This is a genomic window from Pseudoduganella ginsengisoli, from assembly GCF_009720865.1.
GTDB classification, from domain to species: Bacteria; Pseudomonadota; Gammaproteobacteria; order Burkholderiales; family Burkholderiaceae_D; genus Rugamonas; species Rugamonas ginsengisoli.
This window is the reverse complement of sequence record NZ_WNLA01000022.1, coordinates 24489-49800: the sequence shown is the minus strand read 5'-3', so window position 1 is coordinate 49800 and position 25312 is coordinate 24489. Positions and strand designations below refer to the sequence as shown.

At 62.0% G+C, this 25312-nt stretch carries 20 protein-coding genes; 17 read left to right on the top strand and 3 right to left on the bottom strand.

Features of this window, described 5'->3' with window-relative positions; genetic code table 11:
• Nucleotides 1-20 precede the first annotated feature (20 nt).
• Nucleotides 21-320, bottom strand: coding sequence for a hypothetical protein (locus tag GM668_RS24580; RefSeq protein WP_155441612.1), 300 nt, complete (start codon nt 318-320; stop codon nt 21-23).
• A gap of 96 nt (nt 321-416) precedes the next feature.
• Between GM668_RS24580 and GM668_RS24575 the strand changes: the two genes are divergently transcribed.
• Nucleotides 417-884 carry an Lrp/AsnC family transcriptional regulator gene (locus GM668_RS24575; protein WP_155441611.1) on the top strand — a complete coding sequence of 156 codons (468 nt, stop codon included), beginning with the start codon at nt 417-419 and terminating at the stop codon, nt 882-884.
• 1 nt (nt 885) lies between these two features.
• Here GM668_RS24575 and GM668_RS24570 read toward each other — a convergent pair whose 3' ends face one another.
• Nucleotides 886-1818, bottom strand: coding sequence for a LysR family transcriptional regulator (locus tag GM668_RS24570; RefSeq protein ID WP_155441610.1), 933 nt, complete (start codon nt 1816-1818; stop codon nt 886-888).
• Nucleotides 1819-2020: 202 nt separating this feature from the next.
• Between GM668_RS24570 and GM668_RS24565 the strand changes: the two genes are divergently transcribed.
• Both GM668_RS24565 and GM668_RS24560 read left to right on the top strand, forming a co-directional pair.
• The gene (locus GM668_RS24565; RefSeq protein WP_155441609.1) at nt 2021-2773 is read left to right on the top strand and encodes an SDR family oxidoreductase; all 753 of its coding nucleotides are present in this window, start codon (nt 2021-2023) and stop codon (nt 2771-2773) included.
• A 148-nt stretch (nt 2774-2921) separates the two neighbouring features.
• Nucleotides 2922-3665: a DUF481 domain-containing protein gene (locus GM668_RS24560; RefSeq protein WP_155441608.1), complete on the top strand. Its 744-nt coding sequence runs from the start codon at nt 2922-2924 to the stop codon at nt 3663-3665.
• A 33-nt stretch (nt 3666-3698) separates the two neighbouring features.
• Here the strand turns inward: GM668_RS24560 and msbA are convergent, their stop codons facing one another.
• Nucleotides 3699-5537, bottom strand: a complete 1839-nt coding sequence (gene msbA, locus GM668_RS24555; RefSeq protein ID WP_170305808.1) for a lipid A export permease/ATP-binding protein MsbA — start codon at nt 5535-5537, stop codon at nt 3699-3701.
• A gap of 182 nt (nt 5538-5719) precedes the next feature.
• On the opposite strand from msbA, the gene GM668_RS24550 reads away from it, so the two are divergent.
• From GM668_RS24550 to GM668_RS24490, 14 genes are all read left to right on the top strand, one after another.
• A complete protein-coding gene (locus GM668_RS24550) occupies nt 5720-6589 on the top strand; it encodes a DMT family transporter (protein ID WP_170305807.1) in 870 nt (289 codons plus the stop codon).
• A 99-nt stretch (nt 6590-6688) separates the two neighbouring features.
• Nucleotides 6689-7336, top strand: a complete 648-nt coding sequence (locus GM668_RS24545) for a hypothetical protein (RefSeq protein WP_155441605.1) — start codon at nt 6689-6691, stop codon at nt 7334-7336.
• 209 nt (nt 7337-7545) lie between these two features.
• On the top strand, nt 7546-8460 hold the full coding sequence (locus tag GM668_RS24540; RefSeq protein WP_229499860.1) for an ABC transporter substrate-binding protein: 915 nt from the start codon (nt 7546-7548) through the stop codon (nt 8458-8460).
• Nucleotides 8461-8617: 157 nt separating this feature from the next.
• Nucleotides 8618-9775 carry an ABC transporter substrate-binding protein gene (locus GM668_RS24535; RefSeq protein WP_155441604.1) on the top strand — a complete coding sequence of 386 codons (1158 nt, stop codon included), beginning with the start codon at nt 8618-8620 and terminating at the stop codon, nt 9773-9775.
• Nucleotides 9776-9786: 11 nt separating this feature from the next.
• Nucleotides 9787-14259 carry an EAL domain-containing protein gene (locus GM668_RS24530; protein WP_155441603.1) on the top strand — a complete coding sequence of 1491 codons (4473 nt, stop codon included), beginning with the start codon at nt 9787-9789 and terminating at the stop codon, nt 14257-14259.
• Nucleotides 14260-14683: 424 nt separating this feature from the next.
• Entirely contained in the window at nt 14684-16477 is a 1794-nt protein-coding gene (locus tag GM668_RS24525; RefSeq protein ID WP_229499858.1) for a thiamine pyrophosphate-binding protein, read from the top strand.
• Entirely contained in the window at nt 16474-17232 is a 759-nt protein-coding gene (locus tag GM668_RS24520) for an SDR family oxidoreductase (protein WP_229499855.1), read from the top strand. The genes GM668_RS24525 and GM668_RS24520 overlap by 4 nt, the downstream gene beginning before the upstream one ends.
• Nucleotides 17233-17344: 112 nt before the next feature.
• A complete protein-coding gene (locus GM668_RS31925; RefSeq protein ID WP_443094198.1) occupies nt 17345-17434 on the top strand; it encodes a hypothetical protein in 90 nt (29 codons plus the stop codon).
• Nucleotides 17400-18062 (top strand): citrate synthase family protein, encoded by a 663-nt coding sequence (locus GM668_RS24515; RefSeq protein ID WP_443094197.1) that lies wholly within the window; start codon nt 17400-17402, stop codon nt 18060-18062. The genes GM668_RS31925 and GM668_RS24515 overlap by 35 nt, the downstream gene beginning before the upstream one ends.
• Nucleotides 18059-18862, top strand: a complete 804-nt coding sequence (locus GM668_RS24510; RefSeq protein WP_155441601.1) for a citryl-CoA lyase — start codon at nt 18059-18061, stop codon at nt 18860-18862. Before GM668_RS24515 ends, GM668_RS24510 begins: the two co-directional genes overlap by 4 nt.
• Before the next feature lie 90 nt (nt 18863-18952).
• A complete protein-coding gene (locus tag GM668_RS24505; RefSeq protein ID WP_229499842.1) occupies nt 18953-21076 on the top strand; it encodes a TonB-dependent receptor plug domain-containing protein in 2124 nt (707 codons plus the stop codon).
• Between the two features lie 155 nt (nt 21077-21231).
• Nucleotides 21232-23322: a TonB-dependent receptor plug domain-containing protein gene (locus GM668_RS24500; RefSeq protein ID WP_155441600.1), complete on the top strand. Its 2091-nt coding sequence runs from the start codon at nt 21232-21234 to the stop codon at nt 23320-23322.
• Nucleotides 23323-23453: 131 nt separating this feature from the next.
• Nucleotides 23454-24284: an SGNH/GDSL hydrolase family protein gene (locus GM668_RS24495; RefSeq protein WP_155441599.1), complete on the top strand. Its 831-nt coding sequence runs from the start codon at nt 23454-23456 to the stop codon at nt 24282-24284.
• Nucleotides 24285-24443: 159 nt separating this feature from the next.
• The gene (locus tag GM668_RS24490) at nt 24444-25307 is read left to right on the top strand and encodes an STAS domain-containing protein (RefSeq protein ID WP_155441598.1); all 864 of its coding nucleotides are present in this window, start codon (nt 24444-24446) and stop codon (nt 25305-25307) included.
• Nucleotides 25308-25312 lie beyond the last annotated feature (5 nt).

Below are 25312 nucleotides of genomic sequence, written 5' to 3'. Positions count from 1 at the left end.
GGATAGCCTCACCGCTGCCGTCAGGCAGCCGCCAGCTGCGCGGCCGTTTCCATGGCGGCGGGACGGGGAAATTCCCGGATCGCCAGGATCCCCACCACGTTATGCAGCCGCATGCGGCACAAGGTCAGCGCATCGTCTTCCTCCGCACCCAGCCGCATCCACACGTCCATGCCATCGGCGCCCGGCGCAATGCGCATGCCGTCCAGCGTAATCCCCGTACGGCGAATAATCGCCAGCGCGTTTTCAAGGGTGGACAGGGCTGCCTCCGTCTCGATCGCGAAGCGCAGGGTTTTTTGATGGGGTAAGGATGTCGTGTTCATGTAAAACAGTATGCGCGTCCCGTCCCGGAATAGGCATCCAAAGATTACCCACTATGCACTAGAATGAAGAATACTCTTCTTCATTTTCTAAATATCATGGATGATCTTACCTTAGACGAAATGGACCGCCGCATTTTGCGGGCGCTGCGGCGCGACGGCCGGCTGTCCAATACCAAACTGGCGGAGCAAGTGGGCCTGTCCACTACGCCGTGCTGGAACCGGGTCAAGGCGCTGGAAGAATCCGGTGTCATCGAAGGCTATACGGCGCTGCTGAACCAGAAGGCGCTGGGCTTGCCGGATACCGTCCTCATTGAAGTCACGCTGGAACGGCACGACGATGAAATGCTGGAAAAATTCGGCCAGGCGCTGGCGGAATTGCCGGAAGTGATGGAGGCATATCTGCTGACGGGCGAATACGATTACCTGATCAAGGTGGCGGTGGCCGGGACCGCAGGCTATGAAGAATTCCTGCGCCGGAAACTGTATAAATTACCGGGTTTGCGCCACAGCCGTTCAACTTTTATCTTGCGCTGCATGAAGCGGGCGCACTCGGTGGAACCGTAATTTACGGATAGCGGGCGCTGTCGAACCATGCGGCCACGTCCGGGCGGCGGAAGTGCGCCGTCACGTGGTCAACGAAGGCGCGGGTTTTCGCGGGCAGCAGCTTTTTGCTGGGGTAATAGACCGACACTGGCCCGGCGTCGCTGCGCCAGCCGGGCAGCACGCGCTTGAGCAAACCTTTGTGCAGCCATGGCGCGGCATGGGGCATGGGCAGCAGCGCCACGCCCAGGTGGCGCATGGCGGCATGGGCCATGGCTTCCGGATCGTCGAAAATCACGCGGGGACGCAGCACCGCCTGGCCTTCTTCTCCGCTGTCATGGCGCAAGGTCCAGACCTTGGCGCGGCCGGTCGCCACCGAGCGCCGCACGATGCCGTCATGGTGCGCCAGGTCGGCCGGATGGCGCGGCACTTCCCTGCGCTGCAAATACGCGGGCGACGCTACCGCCACCACGTCGGCGCGCAGCAATTCGCGCGCAATCACCCCTTGCGTCAGCGGGATGCCGCCGCCCACCGCCGCATCATAACCATCGCCAATCAAGTCCACGGCGCGGTTATCGAAATGCCAGTCCGGCAAGACAGCCGGATTGCGGACCAGGAAATCATCGAGCAGCGGCAACAGGTATTCGCGGCCAAACGCCGGCGCCATGCCGACTTTCAGCACGCCGGAAGGCTGCCCGTCATCCTTGGCCACGCCATCGATCGCTTCCAGCACGCTGGAAAACGGACTGCCCACCTGTTCGAGAAACCGTTCGCCGCCGCTGGTCAACGTCAAGCTGCGCGTACTGCGCTGGAACAGCCGCACGCCCAGCGACGATTCCAGCCGGGCCACGTTCTTGCTGACGGCGGCCGGCGTCAGCCCCAGGCGCCGCGCCGCGGCGGAAAAGCTGCCCGTCTCGGCGGACTGGATAAAAGACGCGAGATAGTTCAGTGGTTCCATTAATTAATTAGGGCCTGGCCCCTTTAGCACTATCGTTCGCCCTAAGCACAATAGTGCTAAAGGGGCCAGGCCCCATTTTATACCAACGGTTGAAAGTGCATCGACCAATTACCAGCTACCGCAGCACCAATCGAACAACCATACTGGACTCCATCAACCACCCGTAGTCGCCTCGCACATCACCTCACTCAAGGAGAACAGCATGACCACCACCACCCCAGCTTTCGCAGGCAAAATCGCTTTCGTCACCGGCGGTTCGCGCGGCATCGGCGCCGGCATCGTGCGCCGCCTGGCGCATGACGGCGCCACCGTCGCCTTCACTTACCAGCACAACGCCGATGCCGCCAATGCGCTGGCAGCGGACATCGCAGCGCAAGGCGGCCGCGCGCTGCCCATCCGTGCCGACGCGGCCGACGCGGAAGCGCTGCGCGGCGCGATCGGGCGCATCGGCCGTGAATTCGGCAAGATCGATATCCTCGTCAACAATGCCGGCATCCTGCGCCTGGGCGACGTCGCCACGTTCGACCTGGCGGCGTTCGATGAAACCTGGGCCGTCAATGTGCGCGCCGTATTTGTCGGCATCCAGGCGGCGCTGCCCTTTATGGCTGCCGGCGCCCGCATCATCAACATCGGCAGCACCAATGCGCACCGCATGCCGTTCGCCGGCGGCGCCACGTACGCAATGAGCAAGTCCGCGCTGCTGGGCCTGGTGCAAGGCATGGCGCGCGACCTGGGGCCCCGCGGCATCACCATCAACAATATCCAGCCAGGCCCGGTCGATACCGACCTCAACCCCGGCACCGGCGATTTTGCCGCCCAGCTGCACGGCTTGATGGCCATCGGCCGCCACGGCACGGCGGCGGAAATCGCCGCCATGGTCGCTTACGTGGCCAGCCCCGACGCGGCGTTCGTGACGGGCGCCAGCCTGAATATCGACGGGGGTTTTGCCGCCTGAGCGGCAGCGGACGGAGCGGACCGGTGCACACTGTTGCAGACAGTTACAGTGTGTAACGGCCCCGGCGCGATAAAACACCGTCAGGTACAATCGCCGCTCCCTCGGTTTATAACTGCCGGCCGGCCCCGCCCGCGCCGCCCCTCCGCTGATGACACTCAAATTCCTGATCGCGCTGGCTCTGGCCGCCGCGCAAGGCGCTGCCTGCGCCGACGACAACATGGACAAAACCTGGTCCACCGCCGCCGAACTGGGCGCCATTACCACCACCGGCAATACGTCCGGCACGTCCGTGACGGGCAAGATCGACGCACGGCAGGAACTGGAAGACTGGAGCAACCAGTACATCTTTTCCGGATTTTTCAAGGAAGACCGCACGGTCGATGCCTTCGGCGACAAGCACCGCACCCGCTCCGCCGAGCGTTTTGAAACGTCCGCCAAGGCGGCCTACCACCTGGAAGACCGCGACAAAAAACTGTTCGTGCTGGGTTCGCACGTCAATGACCAGTTTGGCGCCTTCACCCGATACAGTTCGCTGTCCGTCGGCCACAGCGCACGCTGGTTCCGCTCGCGCGACAAGACGCTGGACATCGAACTCGGTCCTGGCTACTTTGTCGGCAAGCGCGCCAATGGCGACGTGGAAAATGGCTTGACCGTGCGCGGCGCGGCAGTCTACCGCTGGCAAGTCAGCCCGACCGCCCTGTTCACGCAAAACCTCAGCGTGGAAAAAGGCACGTCCAACATGCACTCGCAGGCGGAAACCGCGCTCAGCACGAAAATCAACGGCACCATGCAAATGAAGGCGGCGTTCGCGGCGCGCAACGACACCAATGCACCGGCCGACAAGAAGAGCACCGATACGCAAACGTCGCTGACGCTCGTGTATTCATTCTGATCCCAGCAGGGCGCGCAGTCCGCCCCATGCATGCTAGGCGGTCACCTGCTTTTGCGTCTGGTACAGCCGCGCATAGTGGCCGCCCTTGGCCAGCAGTGCATCGTGCGGGCCCGCTTCGGCAATCCGGCCCGATTCCATGACCACGATGCGGTCGGCTTTTTCAATGGTCGACAGGCGGTGCGCGATCACCACCGTGGTGCGGCCCCGCATCAGCACTTCCAGCGCGGCCTGCACCTGGCGTTCCGATTCCGTATCGAGCGCACTGGTGGCTTCATCGAGAATCAGGATAGGCGCATCCTTATACAGCGCCCGCGCAATGGCCAGCCGCTGGCGCTGGCCGCCGGACAGGCGCAAGCCATTTTCGCCCACCTGCGTCGCATAGCCCTGCGGCTGCTTCATGATGAAGTCATGCGCATAGGCAGCGCGCGCCGCCGCTTCGATGCGGGTCTGGTCCGGCGCCGGGTCGCCATACGCGATATTGGCTGACAGCGTATCGTTGAACAGCACCACGTCCTGGCTGACCAGCGCAATTTGCGCACGCAAATCCGCCAGCTTATAGTCGCGCAAGTCGTGGCCGTCGAGCAGGATGCGGCCATCGCCCACGTCATAAAAGCGCGGCAGCAAGCCGGCCAGCGTGGTCTTGCCGCTGCCCGAACCGCCGACCAGCGCCACGGTTTCGCCGGCCGCGATGTCGAGCGACACGTCGCGCAGCGCAGGCGCGGCATCCGGGTCGTCCGGGTTGTAGCGGAAGCTGACGCCCTGCACGGCAATGCGGCCCTGCGCGCGCTGCAGCGCCAGCGCGCCGCTATCGGCTTCGGCAGGCGTATCGATCAGGCCGAATACGGATTTCGCGGAAGCCAGTGCGCGCTGCAACGGCTCGTTCATCTTGGTCAGGTTTTTGATCGGCGACTGCATCGCCATCAGCGCCACCATGAACGCCACGAACGAGCCTGGCGTCAGCGCGCCGGCCTGCGCGCGCAGCAGCGCAAAGTAAATCACGGCCGACAGCGTCATCCCGACCAGCATCATGATGATGCCGGAGTTCAGCGCCGCCGTGGCCGAGTGTTTGACGGCCAAATGCCGGTTGTGCTTGACGACTTCGTGGAACCGCTGCTGTTCGTAGCGCTGGCCGCCAAAGATTTTCACCACCCGCTGGCCGCCGATACTTTCATCGAGCACGCGCGTCAATTCCCCCACGGCTGCCTGCGTATCTTCGGCCAGGCGGCGCATGCGGCGCCCCGCCACCGTCACCACGGCCGCCACCAGTGGCAGCAAGCCCATGCAAAAACTCGCCAGTTGCCAGTCAGTGGTGAACAGCGTGATCAGGTAGCCGATTGCCAGCACCGAATCACGCACGAACACATTCATCACCGTCAGGAATCCCTGCGCCACCTGCGTGGTATCGTAGGTCACGCGCGACAGCGTGGCGCCAGTCGATGCCTGGTCAAAATAGCGGTTCGGCAAGCGCAGCAAGCGGATAAACATGGCTTCCCGCAAATTTGCCTGGACCCGGTTGCTCAGCCAAGACGCGCCATAGTCGCCGGAAAACGTCGACACCATGCGCAACAGCGCCAGCGCCATGATCACCACCGGAATGCTCCACAGCGCCGCCTTTGCCGGATCGCCAGGCAGCAGCTGGTCGATCCAGCCCTGCACCGTGGCCATCATGCTGGCTGCCGGCAGGGCCGACACACCCAGCGCAGTTTTTCCGCCGGCGCCGGCGCCCAGCGCATTGACGACATTTTGCAACTGCCGGATCAGCAGCACGTCCGTGGCGGAAGCAATGCCAACCGCGGCCAGCGTGGCGATCAGGGCGCCCAGGTAGGGGCGAAACTCGCCCAGCAGGCGGAAATAGAGTTGGCGGGTCTGCACTGTGAATCTTGTTTGGAACGAAAGTGTGCATTGTACCCGCCTTCCCATTGGCAGAACATGGCATGCCATGGCTTGACCTTGCGCAAAAGGCATGTTTTACTTTTTTAAACATTTCTTGGGGGAAGTTTGCAACATTCGTACCGCTTCATGCCGCTCCACGCTGGTTCCAACCGGGTCCGCTGATGGCCATCTCTCGCACCAGCGCCCTGTTGCGGCTGCATTTCTCCGCCATCCTGTTTGGCAGCACGGCGCTGTTCGGCGAAGCCGTGCAGGCCGGGCCGATCGCCATCGTATTCGGACGCACCGTGTTTGCCGTGCTGGCGCTGTCGCTGGTGGCTGCGTGGGGCCGCAACCCGCCATGGAAGGGATTGGCTGACAAAGGCATCGCGGCGCTGTGCGTGCTGGGCGCCATGCTGGCGCTGCACTGGGTGACGTTTTTCATGGCGGTGCAATATGGCGGCGTTGCGCTGGCCACGCTGGGTTTCGCATCCTTCCCTGTATTTGTCGCGCTGCTGGAAGCCGTGATCTTGCGGGCCAGGCCGCCCGCCCGTGACGTGCTGGTGCTGTTGCTGGTAACAGCCGGGATGGCGCTGATCACGCCGCGCTTTTCCCTGGCCGATACCGGCACCGCCGGGTTGCTGTGGGGCATCCTCTCCGGTGCGATTTACGCGGGCATCGCCGTCTTTAACCGCTACCGCGCCCCTGCCGCCACCAGCGCGCAGTCATGCTGGTGGCAGTGCCTGGCCGCGTGCATCGTCATTGCCCCGTTCAGCCCCGCAGCCATGGCCGGGCTGGATGCGCGCGACTGGCTGCTGCTGGCGCTACTGGGCGCCGTTTGCACCGGGCTCGCTTATACAATCTTCCTGCAGGCGCTGGACGTGGTGAAGGCGCAAACCGTGGCAGTCGTCATCAGCATGGAACCGGTGTATGCGATAGCGCTGGCGTGGCTGGCGTTTAATGCGGTGCCGGGGCCGCAAGTGGTGCTGGGCGGGGCATTGATTATCGGCGCAGTGCTGCTGGCAAGCCTGCAGCCGGCCCGCCAGCACACGTAATTTGCACCCTCAAAATTGCCGCTTGTCAGCAAATGTAACAGCTTACTATATTGACAATTCCCAGTGCTACACTGGCCTTTTCGCTGTAGCAGGGATGCTGTGAAAACTGTACCGTACCGCAGCCGGTCGCTGGCGCCCGGCATCGTGATCTCGCTGCTGATCCACGCGGGACTGGGCGCCCTGCTGCTGTCCCAGCGCCCACCAGTGCAGCGTACTAGCCAACCCGCCCGCTGGCTGACGGTGAGTATCTTACCCACTCCCGCGCCAAAACCCGCACCGGAACCCCCGCCGCCCCTGGTGGAACCACGCCGCCAGCCAGTATCGCCGCATAACAAGCCCGCCGCCATTGCCCACGCGCCGGCCATGACCGCGGCGCGCCAGCGTGACAAGGAAGACAACCAGAAACAGCAAGCTGCCATCACGGTCATTCCCGCCAGCCCCAACGAGCCGCCTGATCCATTTGCCGCGCCGACAGCCAAAGGTTCCGGGACGTTTGACACGGCGGCAGCACTACAGTCCGCGCGCAAGCTTGCCGTTGCCAAGGCCGGGAAAGACGATCCCGCCGTGGCCCAGCTGCGCGACAAACCCATTAACGACGTGGCCGGTGAAAACGAACTGGGCAAAGGCATCAAACAGGGCGCCCGGCCCGACTGCCTGATGTCGGGCGCCGGCGCCGGCCTGCTGGCGCCGCTGGTCATTGCAGCCCGCGTACTCACCGATAAAAAAGACCATGGCTGCAAGTGGTGACGGCATGGGACCAATGGATAAGCTGGTCTAGTTAACCGGGGGTTGCACGGCCCTCTGGCTAAAAAAGCAACAACAATCGCACTCTCCGCGCTATAGTTGGCACTTTTTTGTGTACAAGCAGCGCGGGCCGGATAAACTCTTTCCTGCAATTAATTAATATTTATCCCGACGTCCCCGATTTGTGTAATCAACGTAGAAAGCTGCTGATCTTGCTGCCGGCCCTGTATGCCGCGACGGCGTACGGGTACGTGGCGGCAGCCGGGCCGGAAGCGCTGGCTGTCGTGTATCCGGACATCGGCCAGCCATACCGCAAGGTCTTTACTGAAATTATCGATGGCATCGAGGAACAGGCACGCACCCGCGTCAAGGGCTATCCAGTCGCCTCGAACGCGGATTTCAGCGAATTGCAAGCCACGTTGAAGAAAAACGGCGGTAAAGTCGTCATTGCACTGGGCCGCCAGGGACTCCAGGCCGCCGCCGCGTTTGACCCGTCCGTCAGCGTTGTCGTCGGCGGCGTCAGCTCGGTGCCGGACGCCGATAAGCTGCGCGGCATCAGCCTGACGCCCGATCCCGCCCTGCTGTTTTCCCACTTAAAAAGCCTGGTGCCGACCGTCAAGCGCGTCATCGTGGTCTACAGCCCGCAATACAGCCAGTCCATGCTGAAGACCGCCCGCGATGCGGCCCGCGCGCAGGGGCTGGAACTGGTGCCGCTGGAGGCTGCCGACCTGGCCACGGCTGTGCGCCGCTATGAAAGCGCGCTGGCCGGCGCCGATGGCCGCACGGACGCGCTGTGGCTGCCGCAAGATCCCGTCACCGTGGAAGAAACCACGGTGCTGCCGCTGGTGTTGAAAGAATCATGGAACCGCAACGTGCCGATCTTTTCCAGCAGCATCCTGCACGTGAAAAAAGGCGCGCTGTTTGCTTTATTTCCTAACAACTTTGAATTGGGCAAGGAACTGGCCACCATCGCGCTCGGCATGCTCAATGGCGACAGCGGCCGCGCGGGCGTCGCTCCGCTGCGGGCAGTCCGTACGGCATTCAATACACGTACCGCCAGCCACATCGGCATTAACGTCGCCAGCGGACAACAACGTACGTTCGACTTCGTTTATCCAGAGCCTTAAACGCGGGCAGAAACATTGCACCATGTAAATTAGTGCCGTGTGGAAGTAAATTTCTTTCTTATAAACCAAGTAACTAGCATATACTACCGGGTGTGACGGCCCCCCAGATATTGCAGACAGGATATATGTCCGCTACCGGGCCCCATCGGACAGTATAATGATTAAAATGATAACCAGCGTCGTGCGCAGAATTGGCGCCGGCGTGGTCCTGTCGTTGTCGCTGGCTGTGTCCCCCGCCGCTTCGCAAGGACTGAAACCTTCAATCGACCTGCCTGGCGCGGGCGCTGCGGCACGCAATAGTGTCGGCGCCATTATGGAACGCATCGAGTCGGGCAATGCATCCTCCGTGACCATGCCGGTCATCCGGAGCGATAACCCACGTTCCGACTATGTCCGCCCCATTACCCTGGCGCAGCTGGAAGACCAGCTGCGCCGTCCGGACGTGCAGGCATCGATCGGCAAAGGGTCCATTGCCGTACTGTACCCGAACGTGGAAGCGCCCTTCCGTGCCGCCTTTACCAGCATCATCCAGGGCATCGAAGAACGTACGCGGCTGCGCGTGCGCAGCTACCCGGTCGACCCCAAAGTCGATACGGCGGAATTGAACACCACCCTCAAACATAACAATACCCGCGTGGTGATTGCATTGGGCCGCCAGGGCTTGAACGCCACGGCGGGGCTGGACCGCGAAATCACGGTGCTGGCGGGCGGCGTGCTGCTGCTGTCCGACGCGGAAAACGTGGCCGGCATCAGCCTGACGCCCGATCCGGCCCTGCTGTTTTCCCGCCTGCGCACGCTGCTGCCGGAGCTACGGCGCGTCATCGTCGTGTATGACCCGCAAAAAAGCGATTGGCTGATCCGCCTGGCGCGCGACGCGGCCCGCGCCCAGGGCCTGGAATTGCAAACCCACGTGGCAACGGAACTGGGCAAGGCCGCGCAACTGTATCCGCAATTGTTTGCCAATGCCGACAGCCGCCGCGACGCCGTCTGGCTGCCGCATGATTCCACCACGGTCGAAGAAAGCATCATCTTGCCGATGGTGCTGCGCGAGTCGTGGAACAGCGGCGTTCCCCTGTTTTCCAGCAATGTCCTGCATGTGAAAAAAGGCGCGCTGTTCGCCATGGGACCGAATAACGTGGAATTGGGCCGGGCCCTGGCCAGTTCCGCGATGAGCGTGATCAATGGCGACAGCAAGCGCCGTGGCCTGGTCCCGCTGCGCGATTTGCAAACTGCCGTCAATGTGCGAACCGCCAACCACATGGGCTTGAACCTGTCTTCGCAACACCGTTTTGATTATGTTTATCCGCAGCCCTGAATACGGTCATTATGTTTCGTAACTATTTGCGCCGCACCGGTTTCCGCCGCCAGCTGACAGTCATTGTATCGACGTCGATTCTGGGCCTGGCCCTGTTTTCTTCCCTGATGAACTCGTGGGAGGCGCGCGGCCGCATGCGCGACCACTTCACGGAACAGGGCCAGCGCATTGCCGATAACCTGGCGCGCCAGTCGACGCTGGCGCTGCTGTTCCATTCCGCGGAAAATGCCCGCGACGTCGTCAGCACGACCCTCGCATTCCCTGACGTGACGGGGCTGCAGATCAGCGACGCCAAACATAAAGTCTTGCTGCTGCAGGAGCAGCACCGCGGCGGCAAGCTGGCAGACATGCCGGGCGCCCAGGCCAGCCCGCAGCACGCCAGCCTGGTTGGCGAAAGCAAGGATGCATGGCTGTTTGCCGCGCCCGTCTTCGGCGGCCAGACGGAAGCATCGCCGTTCGACATGCAGGAACAGCAGCCGCAGTTGCTGGGCTACGTCCACGTACAGGTGGGCAAGGATACGCTGGACCGCCTGACGTGGTCGCTATTGCTGGGCAATCTGGCGCTGACGCTGTCGTTTGCCGCCATCCTGCTGGGCCTGGTGCGCCTGGCGACCCGCCACATGATCAACCCGTTGAACGCCTTGTCCGACCTGATGCGCCGCGCGGAAGCGGGCGAATCGGGCATGCGCGCCGCCCCGGCCGGCCCGCGCGACCTGATCGACATGGCGCAAGCGTTCAACAAGATGATGAACGTGCTGGAACAGCGCGAAGCGGAATTGAAGGAATCGCGCGACGCCGCCGTCAACATGGCGGAAATGAAGGCGCAATTTGCCGCCACCGTCAGCCACGAAGTGCGCACGCCGTTGAATGGCGTGGTCGGCATGCTGGACATGCTGAAGGAAATGCGCCTGACGCAGCGCCAGCAGGAATGCGTGGACGTGGCGTGGAATTCGTCGCGCACGCTGATTGACCTGATCAACAACGTGCTGGACTTTTCCAAGATGGAAGCGGGCAAGCTGACCTTGGAAGAGACAGATTTCGACTTGCGCAAACTGGTCGAAGAAGTGCTGGAACTGGTGGCCCGCCCCGCTCAGCAAAAGAGCCTGGAATTGTCGTACATGCTGGCTGAAGGCGTGCCGGAACGCGTCACGGGCGATGCGCTGCGCCTGCGCCAGATCCTCATCAACCTGCTGGGCAACGCCGTCAAGTTCACGGACAAGGGCGAAGTGTCGCTGCACGTGCAAGTGTCCGGCAGCGAACCATTCGGCCTGCGTTTCATTGTGCGCGACACAGGCATCGGCATGAGCCCCGACGTGCAAAGCCACTTGTTTGAATCATATGTGCAGCCCGACCCGTCGACCACGCGCCGCTATGGCGGCACGGGACTGGGCCTGGCCATCTGCCGCCAGCTGGTCGGCTTGATGAGCGGCGAAATCAGCGTTTCCAGCACGCCCGGCGCCGGCACCACGTTTGAATTCACCGTGCAGTGCAAGCCTTCCGTCACGCAGCTGTCGCTGGAAGCCGACCCGCAGCTGGCGCAATTGCGCGTGATGGTGATCGACGCCAGCGCCACCGTGCGTTCGCTGCTGGGCCAGATGTTCGAACAGCACCGCATGCAGCACTTCCTCGCCGATGGCGGCGGCAAGGCCATGAACGAGCTGAAAGCCGCATCCGACAATGGCCAGCCTTACCGCATCGTCATGATGGACGTGAATCTGGTGGACGAGCACGGCATGGATATCGCCAGCCGCATTAGCGCCGCCGGCCTGTCGCCGGAACTGCTGCTGATGGACCGCCACGGCGGCGGCAGCATGGCCGGCGCCGCAACGCACGCCACCGTGCCGAAGCCGCTGCGCATGGGCCGCGTGATCAATGCGCTGCACGAATTGCTGGCAGGCCGGGGCCACGCCGCCCAGCCGGAACAGCAGGCCAAACCGGCCGCACCTGGCCAGGCGCCAGCCCTGCCAACGCCGGCGCCGGCGTCGCGCCAGTTCCGCGTGCTGGTGGCCGAAGATAACCGCACCAACCAGATGGTGGCGGCAGGCATGCTGGCCATGAATAATTGCGTGTGCGAATTCGCATCGAACGGCCGCGAAGCGGTGGAAGCCGCCAAGCGCGCCCGCTTCGACATGATCCTGATGGATTGCAGCATGCCGGAAATGGATGGCTATGAAGCCACCGCCCATATCCGCACCTATGAAGAAACCCTCGGCCTGCGTACGCCGCTGGTGGCAATGACGGCCAACACGCAGCGCGGCGATGCGGAAAAATGCATGGCGGCCGGCATGGACGATTACCTGGCCAAGCCGATCACCTTGCTGGAACTGCGCCACAAGCTGCAAAAATGGCTGCCGGGCCATGGCGGCGCGACCCCGCCGGTGCCGACGGAAACCCCGCAGGAACGCCATGGCGACACGCCGCAAGGCACGCCGCTGGACCGCGCCGTATTCGACAAGCTGCGTGAAATCCTGGGCGCCGCCCTGCCGCACGCGGTATCGCCCTTCCTGGAAGATTCGCCCGTCTACCTGAATGAACTGGAACAGGCGGTGTACGCCAACGATGCGGAAACCGCCCGCTCCCGCGCCCACGCGCTGAAAGGCTCGTCCGGCAACCTGGGCGCGACGGACCTGTCGTCGCAGGCGCAAAAGATTGAAGAACTGGCGATTGCCCGCCGCCTGGACCAGATCCCGCCACTGTTGCCTGGCCTGAGAGCGGAATACAGCCAGGTGGCGGCATTCCTCGACGCCGAAGTCAATGCCGGCGGCCACGACAGCCATCCGGAGCAGGAAGACATGGCGCAAGTGCTGGTGGTCGACGATGACCGCAGCACGCGCAGCACGTTGCGCTATACGCTGCAGCGCGACGGCTTCCAGGTGGAAGAAGCGTCCGATGGCGAAGAAGCGCTGGCCATGCTGAAGCGCTTCCAGCCGGACGTGATCCTGATGGACGCCGTCATGCCGCACATGGATGGCTTTACGGCGTGCGCCCGCTTGCAGGAAATGCCGGGCGGCAGCTCGATTCCCGTGCTGATGATCACGGCGCTGCAAGACAATTCATCCGTCGAACGCGCATTTGCCGCCGGCGCCTCGGATTACATTCCCAAGCCGATCCACTATGCCGTGCTGTCGCAGCGCGTGCGCCGCATCATCGAAGCCAACCGCGCGGAAAAACGCATCCGCCACCTGGCTTACAACGACATCCTGACGGGACTGCCGAACCGTACGCTGTTCTTTGAATTGCTGGGCCAGGGCATCGAGCAGGCCAAGAACAATGGCAACCACCTGGCCGTGCTGTTCATGGACCTGGACCGCTTCAAGTACGTCAACGATAACCTGGGCCACGACGTCGGCGACCGCCTGCTGGTGGCGGTCGCCCAGCGCGTGCGCCACAGCGTGCGCAATGTCGATACGGTGGCGCGCTTGGGCGGCGATGAATTCACCGTGGTACTGGGCGAGCTGGACAGCCCGGCCTCGGCCGCCACGGCGGCGCATAACATTTGCCGCGTGCTGTCGGCGCCATTCCAGATCGATGGCCACGACATCTTTGTCACCAGCAGTGTCGGCATCGCCATGTACCCGCACGACGGCGACGACGTGGCCACCCTGGTCAAGCATGCGGACAGCGCGATGTACCGCGCCAAGAAAACCAATACCGGCTTCCAGTTCTATGAAGCGTCGATGGAACATTCGATTTCCGAGCACGTGCGCCTGGAAAGCGATTTGCGCCGCGCACTGGAACAGCACCAGCTGGAAGTGTTTTACCAGCCGCAGGCGACGCTGGAAGATGGCCGCGTGATTGGCATGGAAGCGCTGGTGCGATGGCGGCATCCGGTGCGCGGCATGGTGTCGCCGGCTGAATTCATTCCACTGGCGGAGGAAACCGGCCTCATTATTCCACTGGGCGACTGGGTCTTGCGCACCGCGTGCGCCCAGCTGAAAGCGTGGATGCAGCAAGGCTTGCCGCAACTGCGCGTTGCCGTCAACCTGTCCGTGCGCCAGCTGCTGCAAAAAGATTTCACGACGTCGGTGGAAACCGTGCTGGCCGACACCGGCTTGCCGGCGCACTTGCTGGAGCTGGAAATCACGGAAAGCACGCTGATGGAAAATGCGCAGGATACGCTGACCGCCCTGCACCGCCTGCGGGCGCTGGGCGTACGGCTGTCGATCGACGACTTCGGCACCGGTTATTCGTCGCTGTCGTACCTGAAGCGCTTCCCGGTCGACATCATCAAGATCGACCGCTCGTTCGTACGCGACGTGCCGCAAGATGCGGACGATGCGGCCATCGTCACGGCCATCATCGCGCTGGCGCACAGCTTGCGTCTGGAAGTGGTGGCCGAAGGCGTGGAAACGGAAGGCCAGCTGAACTTCCTGAAAGCGCGCCGCTGCGATTTGCTGCAGGGTTACCACTTGAGCCCTGCCGTACCGCCGGACCAGTTTGCTCAGCTGATACGGCAGCGCGAAGCCACGCTGGCGCGGCTGTAAATCTCACGCAATTCTCACGCAAATGTCACAAAAATCCCGCTTCGGCGGGATTTTTTATTTCCGCTTGGAATTAAATCCCGTGTATTTCCCCCGCGCTCGCGGGATGACGTAAGCATTTGTTTTTGCAGCACTTTACTTAATCCAAAATAGTCGCGCACTACTCAACTATTACTCATCAGCAATTTCTTTTGCGCAATAGAATATTTTCACTAAATCTATCCAATTGTCACACACTGCCTCAAAATTAGGCTATGATTTCGCGCTGCAACATTTATTACCTCGGAATAATAAACATTGCAAATATGTCACAAAATTTGAGGAGCTTCGCATGTTAGAAAACGTTGAGTTTGAGCAGCACGAGCAGTTACCTACTCACCACTCCCAACCGGCCGTGGTACGTGCCGCAGAACCAGCGGAAATGAGCATGGATATGGCCGACCTGCTGGTCGCCTACCTGGAGCAACTGGGTGTCGAATATGTGTTTGGCGTCCCTGGCGGCGCCATCGAACCCCTGTATAACGCCATCGCCCGCAACTTGCGCCGCGGCGGCAACCTGAACCACATCGTGGCCCGCCACGAAGCCGGCGCCGCCTTCATGGCTGACGGCTATGCCCGCGAGACGGGCAAAATCGGCGTGTGCATTTCCACGTCCGGCCCTGGCGCCACCAACATGCTGACAGCGGTGGCCACCGCTTATGGCAACAACGTGCCGATGCTGGTCATCACCGGCCAGCCTGCCCTGCCTTCGTTTGGCAAGCACACGCTGCAAGAATCCGCCTGCACCGGCATCGACGTGCTGGGCATGTTCCGCCACTGCACCCGTTATAACTCGCTGGTGTCGCACCCGCAGCAACTGGAATGGAAACTGATCACGGCGCTGCAGCACGCCACCCGCTCGCCTGCCGGTCCCGTGCACCTGTCCGTACCGGTCGACGTGTTCCGCGCGCCAAGCACGCAGAGCAAACCCAACTACGATATGGGTTCGCTGCTGCGTCCGGCATCGCTGGTGGACAGCGGCGCCATTGAAAACCTGCGCGACATGCTGAGCGGGGCGCGCAATGTCGTGATCCTCGTCGGCGGCGGCTGCGGCGACTCCATCCATTCGATTTTGCAGTTCGCCAAGCTCAAAGGCGCAACCTTTGTGACCACGCCGGATGGCAAAGGCTTAGTCAGCCCGCAACACCCGCTGTACCGTGGCGTATTCGGCTTTGGCGGCCATGCTTCCGCGGAAGCGGCGCTAAATGATCCATCGGTGGACTTGATCGTCGCCGTCGGCACCAGCATGGGCGAATGGAATACCGGCGGCTGGAACGCCAGCCTGCTCAACGACCGCCTGGTGCACATTGACGAATCGGAAGAACACCTGGCCCGCACGCCGATGGCCCGCTACCACTTGCGCGGCAGCCTGCGCGCCATCTTTGACCGTCTGATCGACCGCATCCACCAGGCGGGATCGCATACGGATCCCACCGTGGAACGCCGCCGCATGGCACGCGACAAGGCCGCCAAGCACTGGAATCCGGAAGACATGCTGGATGCGCCGGAAGCCTTCCACAGCGACGCCAATCCGCTGACGCCGCAGCGCCTGATGAAAGAACTGGGCGAACTGTTCCCGCACAGTACCCGTTACCTGGCCGATGCCGGCAACAGCGTGGCCTGGGCGACGCACTATCTGCAGCCGCAGTGCCGCCGCATGGGCGAGCGCCGCTTTGGCGGCGGCGACCGCCCCCGCGAGATGGGCAAGCGCCAGAGCGCCGGCGGCTGGCTGCGCCTGACCACGCACTTTGCGCCGATGGGCTGGGCGATCGGCGCCGCGATCGGCACTGCCGCCGGCAACCCTTCGGCGCCGGTCGTGTGCATCACGGGCGACGGTTCTTTCCTGATGAGCGGACAAGAATTGTCTGTCGCCGTGGCCGAACAGCAGTGCGTGATTTTTGTCGTACTGAACGACCGCGCACTGGGCATGGTGAAGCACGGCCAGCGCCTCGGCGGCGCCGAACAAATCGGCTACGCGTTGCCGCCGACCGACTTCGCGGCCATGTCGCGCGCGCAGGGTGGCCGCGGCTACACGATCCGCAGCGCGGCCGACTTGCAGGCGCTCGACATCAAGTCCATCTGCAATTACCCTGGCCCGACACTGCTGGATGTATACATCGATCCGGAACAGGTTCCGCCGATGGGCAGCCGTCTGCGTGTGTTGCTGGACGAGGGCCAATGATGGCTGACAAAAAATTGCAAGGCAAGACTGCCCTGATCACTGGCGGCAGCAGCGGCATCGGCCTGGCCAGCGCAGCGCTGTTCCAGCAGCACGGCGCCCTGGTCGCCATCAGTGGCCGCAACCGCCAGACGCTCGATGAAGCGGGTGCTGCACTACATAACGAAGTGCTGCTGATCCAGGCGGATGCGGGCGACATGGCGGGAATCGACGCCACCATGGAGCGCATCAAAACCAATTTTGGCAAACTCGACGTCTTGTTTATCAATGCCGGCGCGGCGAACCCCGCCCCGATCGAACACGTGACCGAAGCGTCGTTTGACGAACAAGTCGGCATCAACCTGAAGGGCGTGTTCTTCACCATCCAGAAAGCGTTGCCGCTGATGAAGGCGGGCGGCAGTATTATTGTGACGACGTCGATTACCAATCAGCTCGGCTCGCCCAATTTCACCGTGTACGGCGCCGCCAAAGCAGGATTGCGCTCGATGGTGAAATCACTGGGATTGGAATTGATCGGACGAGGGATCCGCGTCAATGCCATTAGCCCGGGACCGATCGCCACGCCGATGTTCGACCGGCTGGGTTTGCCGCCGGCAGTGGCCGAGGAAAAAAAACAAGCCATTGCCGCCAAGTCGCCCAGCAAACGCTTTGGCCAGCCCGACGAAGTGGCGAAAGCCGCCCTGTTCCTGGCCTGCAGCGACGCCTCTTACATCGTTGGCGAAGAAATCGTCGTTGATGGCGGCATGAGCCTGCTGTGAGGAATGCCATGAGCCAAAACGCCCCGGCGCCGTCGCCGAAAGACTTGATTCACACCGCGATCTGGCAGGAATTGCCGGAAAACGACAATCCCTTTGCCACCCGCACCGCGCTGTGCCGCGGTTACGACGTGTTTGGCGCCATGGTTGGCAAGGCGGGCTGGATCGACATGCTATGGCTGCTGATGCGGCCGGAACTGCCTGACGGCCCGCAACTGCGCGTGCTGGAAGCGTTGGCAGTCGCACTGGCCAATCCTGGCCCGCGCGACGCGTCCGTCCATGCCGCCATGTGCAGCGGCGTGGGCGGCTCGCCCGCCGCGTCGGCGCTGATTGCGGCGCTGGCCGTGGGCGCCGGCCGCAATGGCGGCGCACGCGACGTGCATGACGCCATGACCATGTGGCAGCGCTGCGGCAATGATTTGGCAGCCTGGGCAGCTTACAACGCTGCGTACGCCAGCGATCCCGTGGAAATTTATCCGGACCGCCAGCATATTCCGGGCTTCGACAAGCACGGCGTATCCACGCCGCTGCCTGTGCGCCAACTGGTGGCGACGCTGGCTGCACTGGGCGCAGGCCCCAATACCGCCTGGCTGCAAGCCCATCTGGATGCCGCCGCCAATACCGTCGGCTACCCGCTGGCGCTGGCTGGCGTCACCGCATGTGTACTGCATGACCTTGGCTTCACGCCAGATGAAGGTGAAATGCTGGCGTTGTTGCTGCGCCTGCCCGGCGCCGCCGCGCATGCATTGGAACAACAGCAGCACGGATTCAAACAGTTCCCGTTTTATAAACTGGATCTGGATCCCGCCACCAACCCAAGGGAACCAGCATGAACGGCCCGGAAAAATTAATCAGCGAAGCCGGCGTACTGCGCACGAAAGTGGGCGCCGCCTTCCCCGGCAGCCACGCAGTGTACCGTGGCCATGATTTACACCGCGACTTGCAGCAGCTGGGCTGGGTTGATCTGTATGCGTTCGGTGCAACCGGCCGCAAGCTCACCGCGGCGCAGTCCGAAATGATACAGGCTTTATGGGTCAGCACGAGCTATCCTGACTCGCGCCTGTGGAACAACCGCGTCGCGGCCCTGGCGGCCAATGCGCGCAGCAGCACCAACCTTGCCATGATCGCCGGCGTAGCGGTATCCGAAGCCACTGTCTATGGCGGCAATGCGGCATTGCGCTCGATGCGCTTTTTGCAGCAGGCAGTAAAACGCGTTGCCGCAGGCGAGCCGCTGGAAGCCATCGTGTGGGCGGAGACGGCAACGCAGAAAATCTATGGGTACGGCCGCCCCATCAATTCCATCGATGAGCGCCTGCCGGTGATCATGGCGCTGGCTGAAAAGCTGGGGATGGACCGTGGCGCCCACTTGTCGCTGGCCTTTGACGTTGAACGCATCCTGCTGACGCGCTACCCGAACCTGAAGATGAACTTCACCGCGTTGCATGCCGCACTGGCATCCGACATCGGCTTGTCGGTGCGCGAATACCAGATGCTGCGCGTGCCGGTTTTCCTGGGCGGCATGGTGCCATGCGTGGCCGAGGCAGCCGAGAAAGATGAAGGCACGCTGTTCCCTACACCTTGTGCAGCGGTGGCGTATCAGGGGCCGGCCCCACGGGCCTGGCCTCACCAATAGCAGCACGCAAGCAACAGTCGCGGGATTTTTTGCCCATAAGTATTAATCGTCACGCTACAATGGCCAAAATGTTACATCTGGAGATAGCCATTGAAGCCTGCACGCTTATCCCGCACGTCCGCCTTGTCACGCATTAGTGTGGCCGTGTTCCTCGCCATGCAAGCCATGGCGGCATCGGCCCAAACCACCAGCGAAGAAGACGAACTCAGCCTGGTCTATGGCGACAGCGATAGCATTAGCCTGGCTACCGGCAACCTGCAAACGCTGCGGCGCGCGCCCGCCGTTGCAGTTGTTCTGACTGCCGCCGATATCGCGAACATGGGCTTGCCCGGCATGGATGAAGTCCTGGAAACCGTCGCCGGCATCCATATTGCGCACAGCGCGAACACGCTTGCGCCACTGTATATGGTGCGCGGGGTGTACAGCTCGCAAGGACCGCAGGTGCTTGTGCTGCAAAACGGTGTCCCCATTACCACCCTTGTCCAGGGCAATAAAGGCAACCTGTGGGGCAACTATCCGGTTGAATTGATTTCGCGTCTGGAAATTATTCGTGGCCCGGGCTCCGCGCTGTATGGTTCGGATGCCTTCGCCGGCGTCATCAATATCATTACCAAGGGTTCGGCTGAGCTGGCTGGGACCGAGTTCGGCGCCCGTGCCGGCTCGTTCTCTTCCCGGGATGCGTGGGTGCTGCATGGCGGCAAGCTCGGCCCCGTTGATATTGCGGCGTACGTGCGCGTAGGCGATACCGATGGCTTCCACCGCACTGTCGATGCCGATGCGCAAACCCGTAACGATACGCTGCTCGGCACCCATGCCTCACTGGCGCCCGGCTCTGTGAATGTGGACAACAAGGCTGCGGACGTCAACCTGGAAGCCGGTTACGGCCAATTCCGTGCGCGTTTCAATTACAAGCAGCGCGAACAAGGTTCCGGCGCCGGTATCGCTTCCGCACTCGATCCGGTCGGCAAAGGGCGCAGCACCCGCATTATCGGCAACTTGATCTGGTCTAATCCGCAACTGACCAAGGACTGGGGATTGACGGCCAGCCTCAATTCCCAGGAATTCGATCAAGAGATACCTGTTCCGTATATCTTGCTGCCGGCCGGCACGCGTTTTCCCACTGGTCCTTTCCCGAACGGCATGATCGGCGCACCTGAAACGTGGGAACGCAACGTCCGGCTGAGTGTCGTTGCCGATTACAGCGGATTGGAAGATCACCACTTCCGCGTTGGCGCCGGCCATGAAGATTTGCATCTGTTCCGCACGCGGGAATTGCGCAACTTCACCTACGCCCCCAACGGCACGCCGATCCCGACGGCTGCCGGGCTGACTGACTTTTCCAATACGGATGTTTTCCTGCGCCCGCACCGCCGCCGCATCGACTACGTGTTCATTCAGGATGAATGGCGGCTGGCCAAGGACTGGAATTTGACGGCAGGTGTGCGTCACGACAAGTATTCGGATTTCGGCGGCACCACGAACCCCCGGATTGCGCTGGTGTGGGACGCTACCTATGACGTCACCACCAAACTGCTGTATGGCCGGGCATTCCGCGCCCCTTCATTCAATGAGGCATACAGCATCACCAATCCTGTCGCACTGGGCAATCCTAATTTGAAGCCCGAGACCAATGGCACGCTGGAAGCTGTGGCGTCGTGGCAGGCAAAAGCGGACTTGCAGCTCAACGCTACCCTGTACCGCTACTCGATGGCCAGCATCATTCGGCTGACGCCTCGCCCGGCTGGCGCGTTGGGACAAGTCTATAACAATACGGGCAACCAGACTGGACGCGGCGTGGAACTCGAATCCGCCTGGACAGTTGACCGCGATCTGCGCCTGGTGGGCAATTACGCCTGGCAGCGGTCAATCGACAAAGCAACCAACAAGGATGCCGGCTATGCGCCGCATCATCACCTGTACGCCCGGGCCGACTGGCAATTCAGCAGCGGGTTGATGCTGAGCCCTCAATTGACGTGGGTGGCTGACCGCAAACGTCCCGTCGGCGATTTGCGTGCACCGGTTGCCGACTACCATACGGTGGACTTGTCGCTTTCGACGCGCCGCGGCAAAAACAGCTGGAACTTTACTGCAGCGGTACGCAATTTGTTCAACGCTGACGTACGTGAGCCGAGCGCGGCGCCTGGCCTGCAAATCCCGCATGATTTACCGATGGCGCCACGCGCCATTTCGCTGACCGCGGCCTATAAGCTGTAAGCATCCCCGCCAGCGGCGCGCACCTGAAGCGCCGCTGGTGGATAATCCGCCACAATTGTGGCCGATGTCACTTTCAAATTAAAACTTCCTGGCCTGCGGCGCTTGATAGCAATTTATAATCATGCGCGTCGAATCTGAAAAGTGCCTTGAAGGTTATGCTGTCCCGTCCCCGCCTCGCAGTATTGCTGGCCATCCCTGCGGCTGTCGCCTGCGCGCAGTCGCCATCCGATGAAGAAGACTTGACCCTGCTCTATGGCGACGCGGCCAGTGTCACCATTGCGACAGGTAATCCGCAAGCCCTGCGCCGGGCGCCTGCCGTGGCTTCCGTCATCACGGCCGCCGAAATCGCCAACATGGGGGTGCGGGGCATGGATGACTTGCTGGAGACAGTCGCCGGCATCCATGTGGCGCGCGCAGCCAACAGCTGGGCGCCCATTTATGTAGTGCGCGGTGTCTACAGTTTCCAGGGGCCGCAAGTACTGGTACTGCAAAATGGCGTTCCGATCACGACGCTATTCCAGAGCAACAAGGGCAATATGTGGGGCGACTACCCCGTTGAATTGATTTCGCGGCTGGAAATCATCCGCGGCCCCGGCTCGGCGCTGTATGGCTCCGACGCATTTTCCGGCGTGATCAACATCATTACCAAAGGCCCGGTCGAAGCCAATGGAACGGAATTTGGCCTGCACGCGGGATCCTTTGCAACACGCGACGCATGGGCACAGCATGGCGGCAAACTGGGGCCCGTCAGTTTTTCCGCTTACATCCGGGCCGGCCGCACGGATGGCTTTCACCGAGTCATTGACGCCGATGCGCAGACCCGCAACGATCGCTTGCTGGGTACGCGGGCATCGCTGGCGCCCGGGCCGGTCAATACTGGCAACGAGGCACTCGACGCCAATCTGGACGCCAGCTATGGACAGTGGCGTGGCCGCGTGAATTTAAAACAGCGCGAAGTCGGCACCGGCGCCGGGATTGCCTCGGCCCTGGATCCAGTGGGCCGTGCGCGCAGCACACGCGCCATTACCAATCTCGCCTGGACTGATCCGCAATGGACGCCCGACTGGGGCCTCAGCATCAGCGTCAACGCCCAGTCTTATTCGCAGACCATTCCTGTACCCTACGTCTTGCTGCCGCCCGGCGTACGCTTCCCCACCGGCACCTTCACGAACGGCATGATCGGTGCGCCAGCAACATGGGAGCGCAATATCCGCCTGGCGGCTGTAGCCGACTATAGCGGCCTGGCCGGCCATCACTGGCGGCTGGGCGCCGGCCACGACGACCTGGACATGTACCGCACGCGCGAATTGCGCAACTTTACGTATGCGCCCAACGGCACGCCGATTCCTGCTGCCGGCCTGACCGAGTATGGCGACACTGACCCGTTCCTGCGTCCGCACCGGCGGCGCATCGACTACATCTTTGTGCAGGATGAATGGCGCCTGGCGAAAGACTGGAATTTGACAGCGGGCGTTCGGCGCGACCGCTATTCCGACTTTGGCAGCACCGTCAATCCACGCATAGCGCTGGTGTGGGACGCAACGTTCGACCTGACCACCAAGCTGTTATATGGCCGGGCCTTCCGGGCACCGTCTTATAACGAGGCGTACAGTATTACCAACCCTGTCACACTGGGCAATCCCGGCCTGGCGCCAGAGACCAATGGGACGCTGGAAGCGGTAGCGTCGTGGCAGCCCAGGACTGACGTGCAATTGAACGCAACGCTGTACCGCTATGCGATGGATAACATTATTCGCCTGGTGCCGCAAACAAACGGCCTTGCCGGCCAACGGTACAACAACACGGGCAGGCAAACCGGACACGGTGCAGAGTTTGAGGCCGCGTGGGCGCCGGAGCGCACCATACGGTTCACTGGAAACTATGCGTGGCAACGTTCAATCGACCTTGCCACGCAGACCGATGCAGGCTATGCGCCCCACCACCATTTATATGCGCGGGCAGACTGGGAATTAGCCGGCGATGTATTGGTGAGCCCGCAATTGACGTGGGTAGCAGGACGCCGGCGCCCTGCCGGCGATACGCGGCCGCCCGTGGCGGATTACCGTGTCATCGACGTGGCCTTTTCCACCCGCCTCGGCACAGAAAGATGGCATTTCTCGGCAACCGTGCGCAATTTGTTCAATGCCGACGTACGGGAACCGAGCGCCGCGCCAGGCTTGCAAATTCCCCACGATTTACCGATGGCCCCGCGCGCCCTGTCCCTGCAAGCCACCTGTAAACTATAAAAAAATAGCAACTTTAATATTGCAAGTTGTAAACTTATATTTCCAGTGTGATATTATTCTTTTGCATAACTTTAGTTATGTTTCGGCAACATTCATGCCGCTACAATCACACCATATGGGAATAGTTTGCTATGCAATTGAAGAAATGGACGGCCGCTGCCATCAGTGTATTGGCCATGCACGCCGCGTCCGCGCAGCATGAACTGGATCAACGGCCGTCGCAGCAAGCGCTGATCGTGATCGGCGCATCGTATTCGGAAGCCAAGACGCCTTTCAACAACGGCATCGCGCCGCAAGGCGGCCGTTCGGTCAACCAGGGCCTGTACCTGAGCCTGGGCGCGGCGCTGACCCGCGACCAGCAATTGCCAGGCTACGTCATCAATGAAGCGCAAGCCGGCGCCGGCACCTTTACCCGCTTCCAGTGCCCGCCGGGCGCGGCCACGTGCAGCGCCGCCGTGTGGGACAGCTATCAAGTGCAATTGCAGCGCGCGCTGCCCCGCGTCGCCAAGCCGGCACCTGCCACCGGCTACAACGCAAAATACGTGGTGATCACGATCCCGAACGACTGCCTGCACGCAGGCGGCATGGGCGTGCCACAGCCGACCGCGCCGCAGTGCACGGAAGCCGACATGCACGCCACGGCCGACCGCCTGGTTGCGCTGGGCAATTTCGCGCTGACGAAGGGGCTGACGCCGATCTTTACCGGCTATCCAAAATTTGAAGACCTGGACATGGAAAAATTCCGCGCCAGCTCCAATGTGGCGTGGGTCATTGACGAACAGGGCTACAACACGTTGCGCAACATCGTGGAAACCCGCCTCGCTGCCGACTTGCCTGACGGGATCCAGCTGAACGTGTGGAAAGAGTTCAACCACATTGGCGACGGCCTGCACCCGGATCCTGCCACCACCCGCAAGGCGGCCCACCTGCTGGCCACGCACCTGCGCCAGCTGGACAACTGACCTGCCGTCCTGATCGCTGCCGCGCACCGCGGCAGCCTGCCGCACTATTGCTCACAAATAAACAACAATTTATTTGGCAACATTTCAATCAAACTCAGGTAAATAGCCTTTCCTGCTAGGCTTGGTTTTCTTTTTTTTTTAACGTCTAGCGGAGCCCGCATGAGCAATCAGTCCACCGGCCACCTGGCCGATATCGTGACCAATAATAACGAGACTTTACTGGAAGGCTGGGTTGCCGGGATGCTGTCGCGCACGGTAAGGCGCGACAGGAACGGCGAAGCGGAGGTGCGCAGCCACGCGCAGCGGCTGTTGCCGATGCTGGCGGAAGCCATCGTTAAAGGCCAGGGATACGACATCGACACGCCGGCCTGGACCGAGGTACGGCAATTACTGACGGAATTGTCGGCCAGCCGCGTACGGCAGGGTTTTACGCCGACGGAAACCGCGACCTTTATCTTTTCCCTCAAAGAACCGCTGTTTGCGCTGCTGCGCAGGGAACTGGAAGGCGATACCAAAACGTTGACCACCGAGCTGATTGAAACCGGCGCGCTGTTCGACCGCCTCGGGCTATTCACAATTGAGCAATTCCAGAAATCGCGCGAAGGCGTGATTTTGCGCCAGCAGCAGGAATTGCTGGAATTGTCGACGCCCGTCGTGCAATTGTGGCGCGATATTCTTGCCTTGCCGCTGATCGGCACGCTCGACAGCGCGCGTACGCAAGTCGTGATGGAAAGCCTGCTGCAAAAGATCATCGACACGAGCGCATCCATCGCCATCATCGACATCACAGGCGTGCCCACTGTCGATACGCTGGTGGCCCAGCATTTGCTGAAAACCGTGGCGGCGGCGCGCCTGATGGGCGCCGACTGCATCATCAGCGGCATCCGCCCGCAAATCGCGCAAACCATCGTACACCTGGGCGTCAACCTGGAAGACGTTGTCACCAAAGCCACGCTGGCTGACGCATTCCAGACGGCCATGAAGCGCTTGGGCGCAGCCGTGGTCTACCAGCAGGCGGCCTGACACCG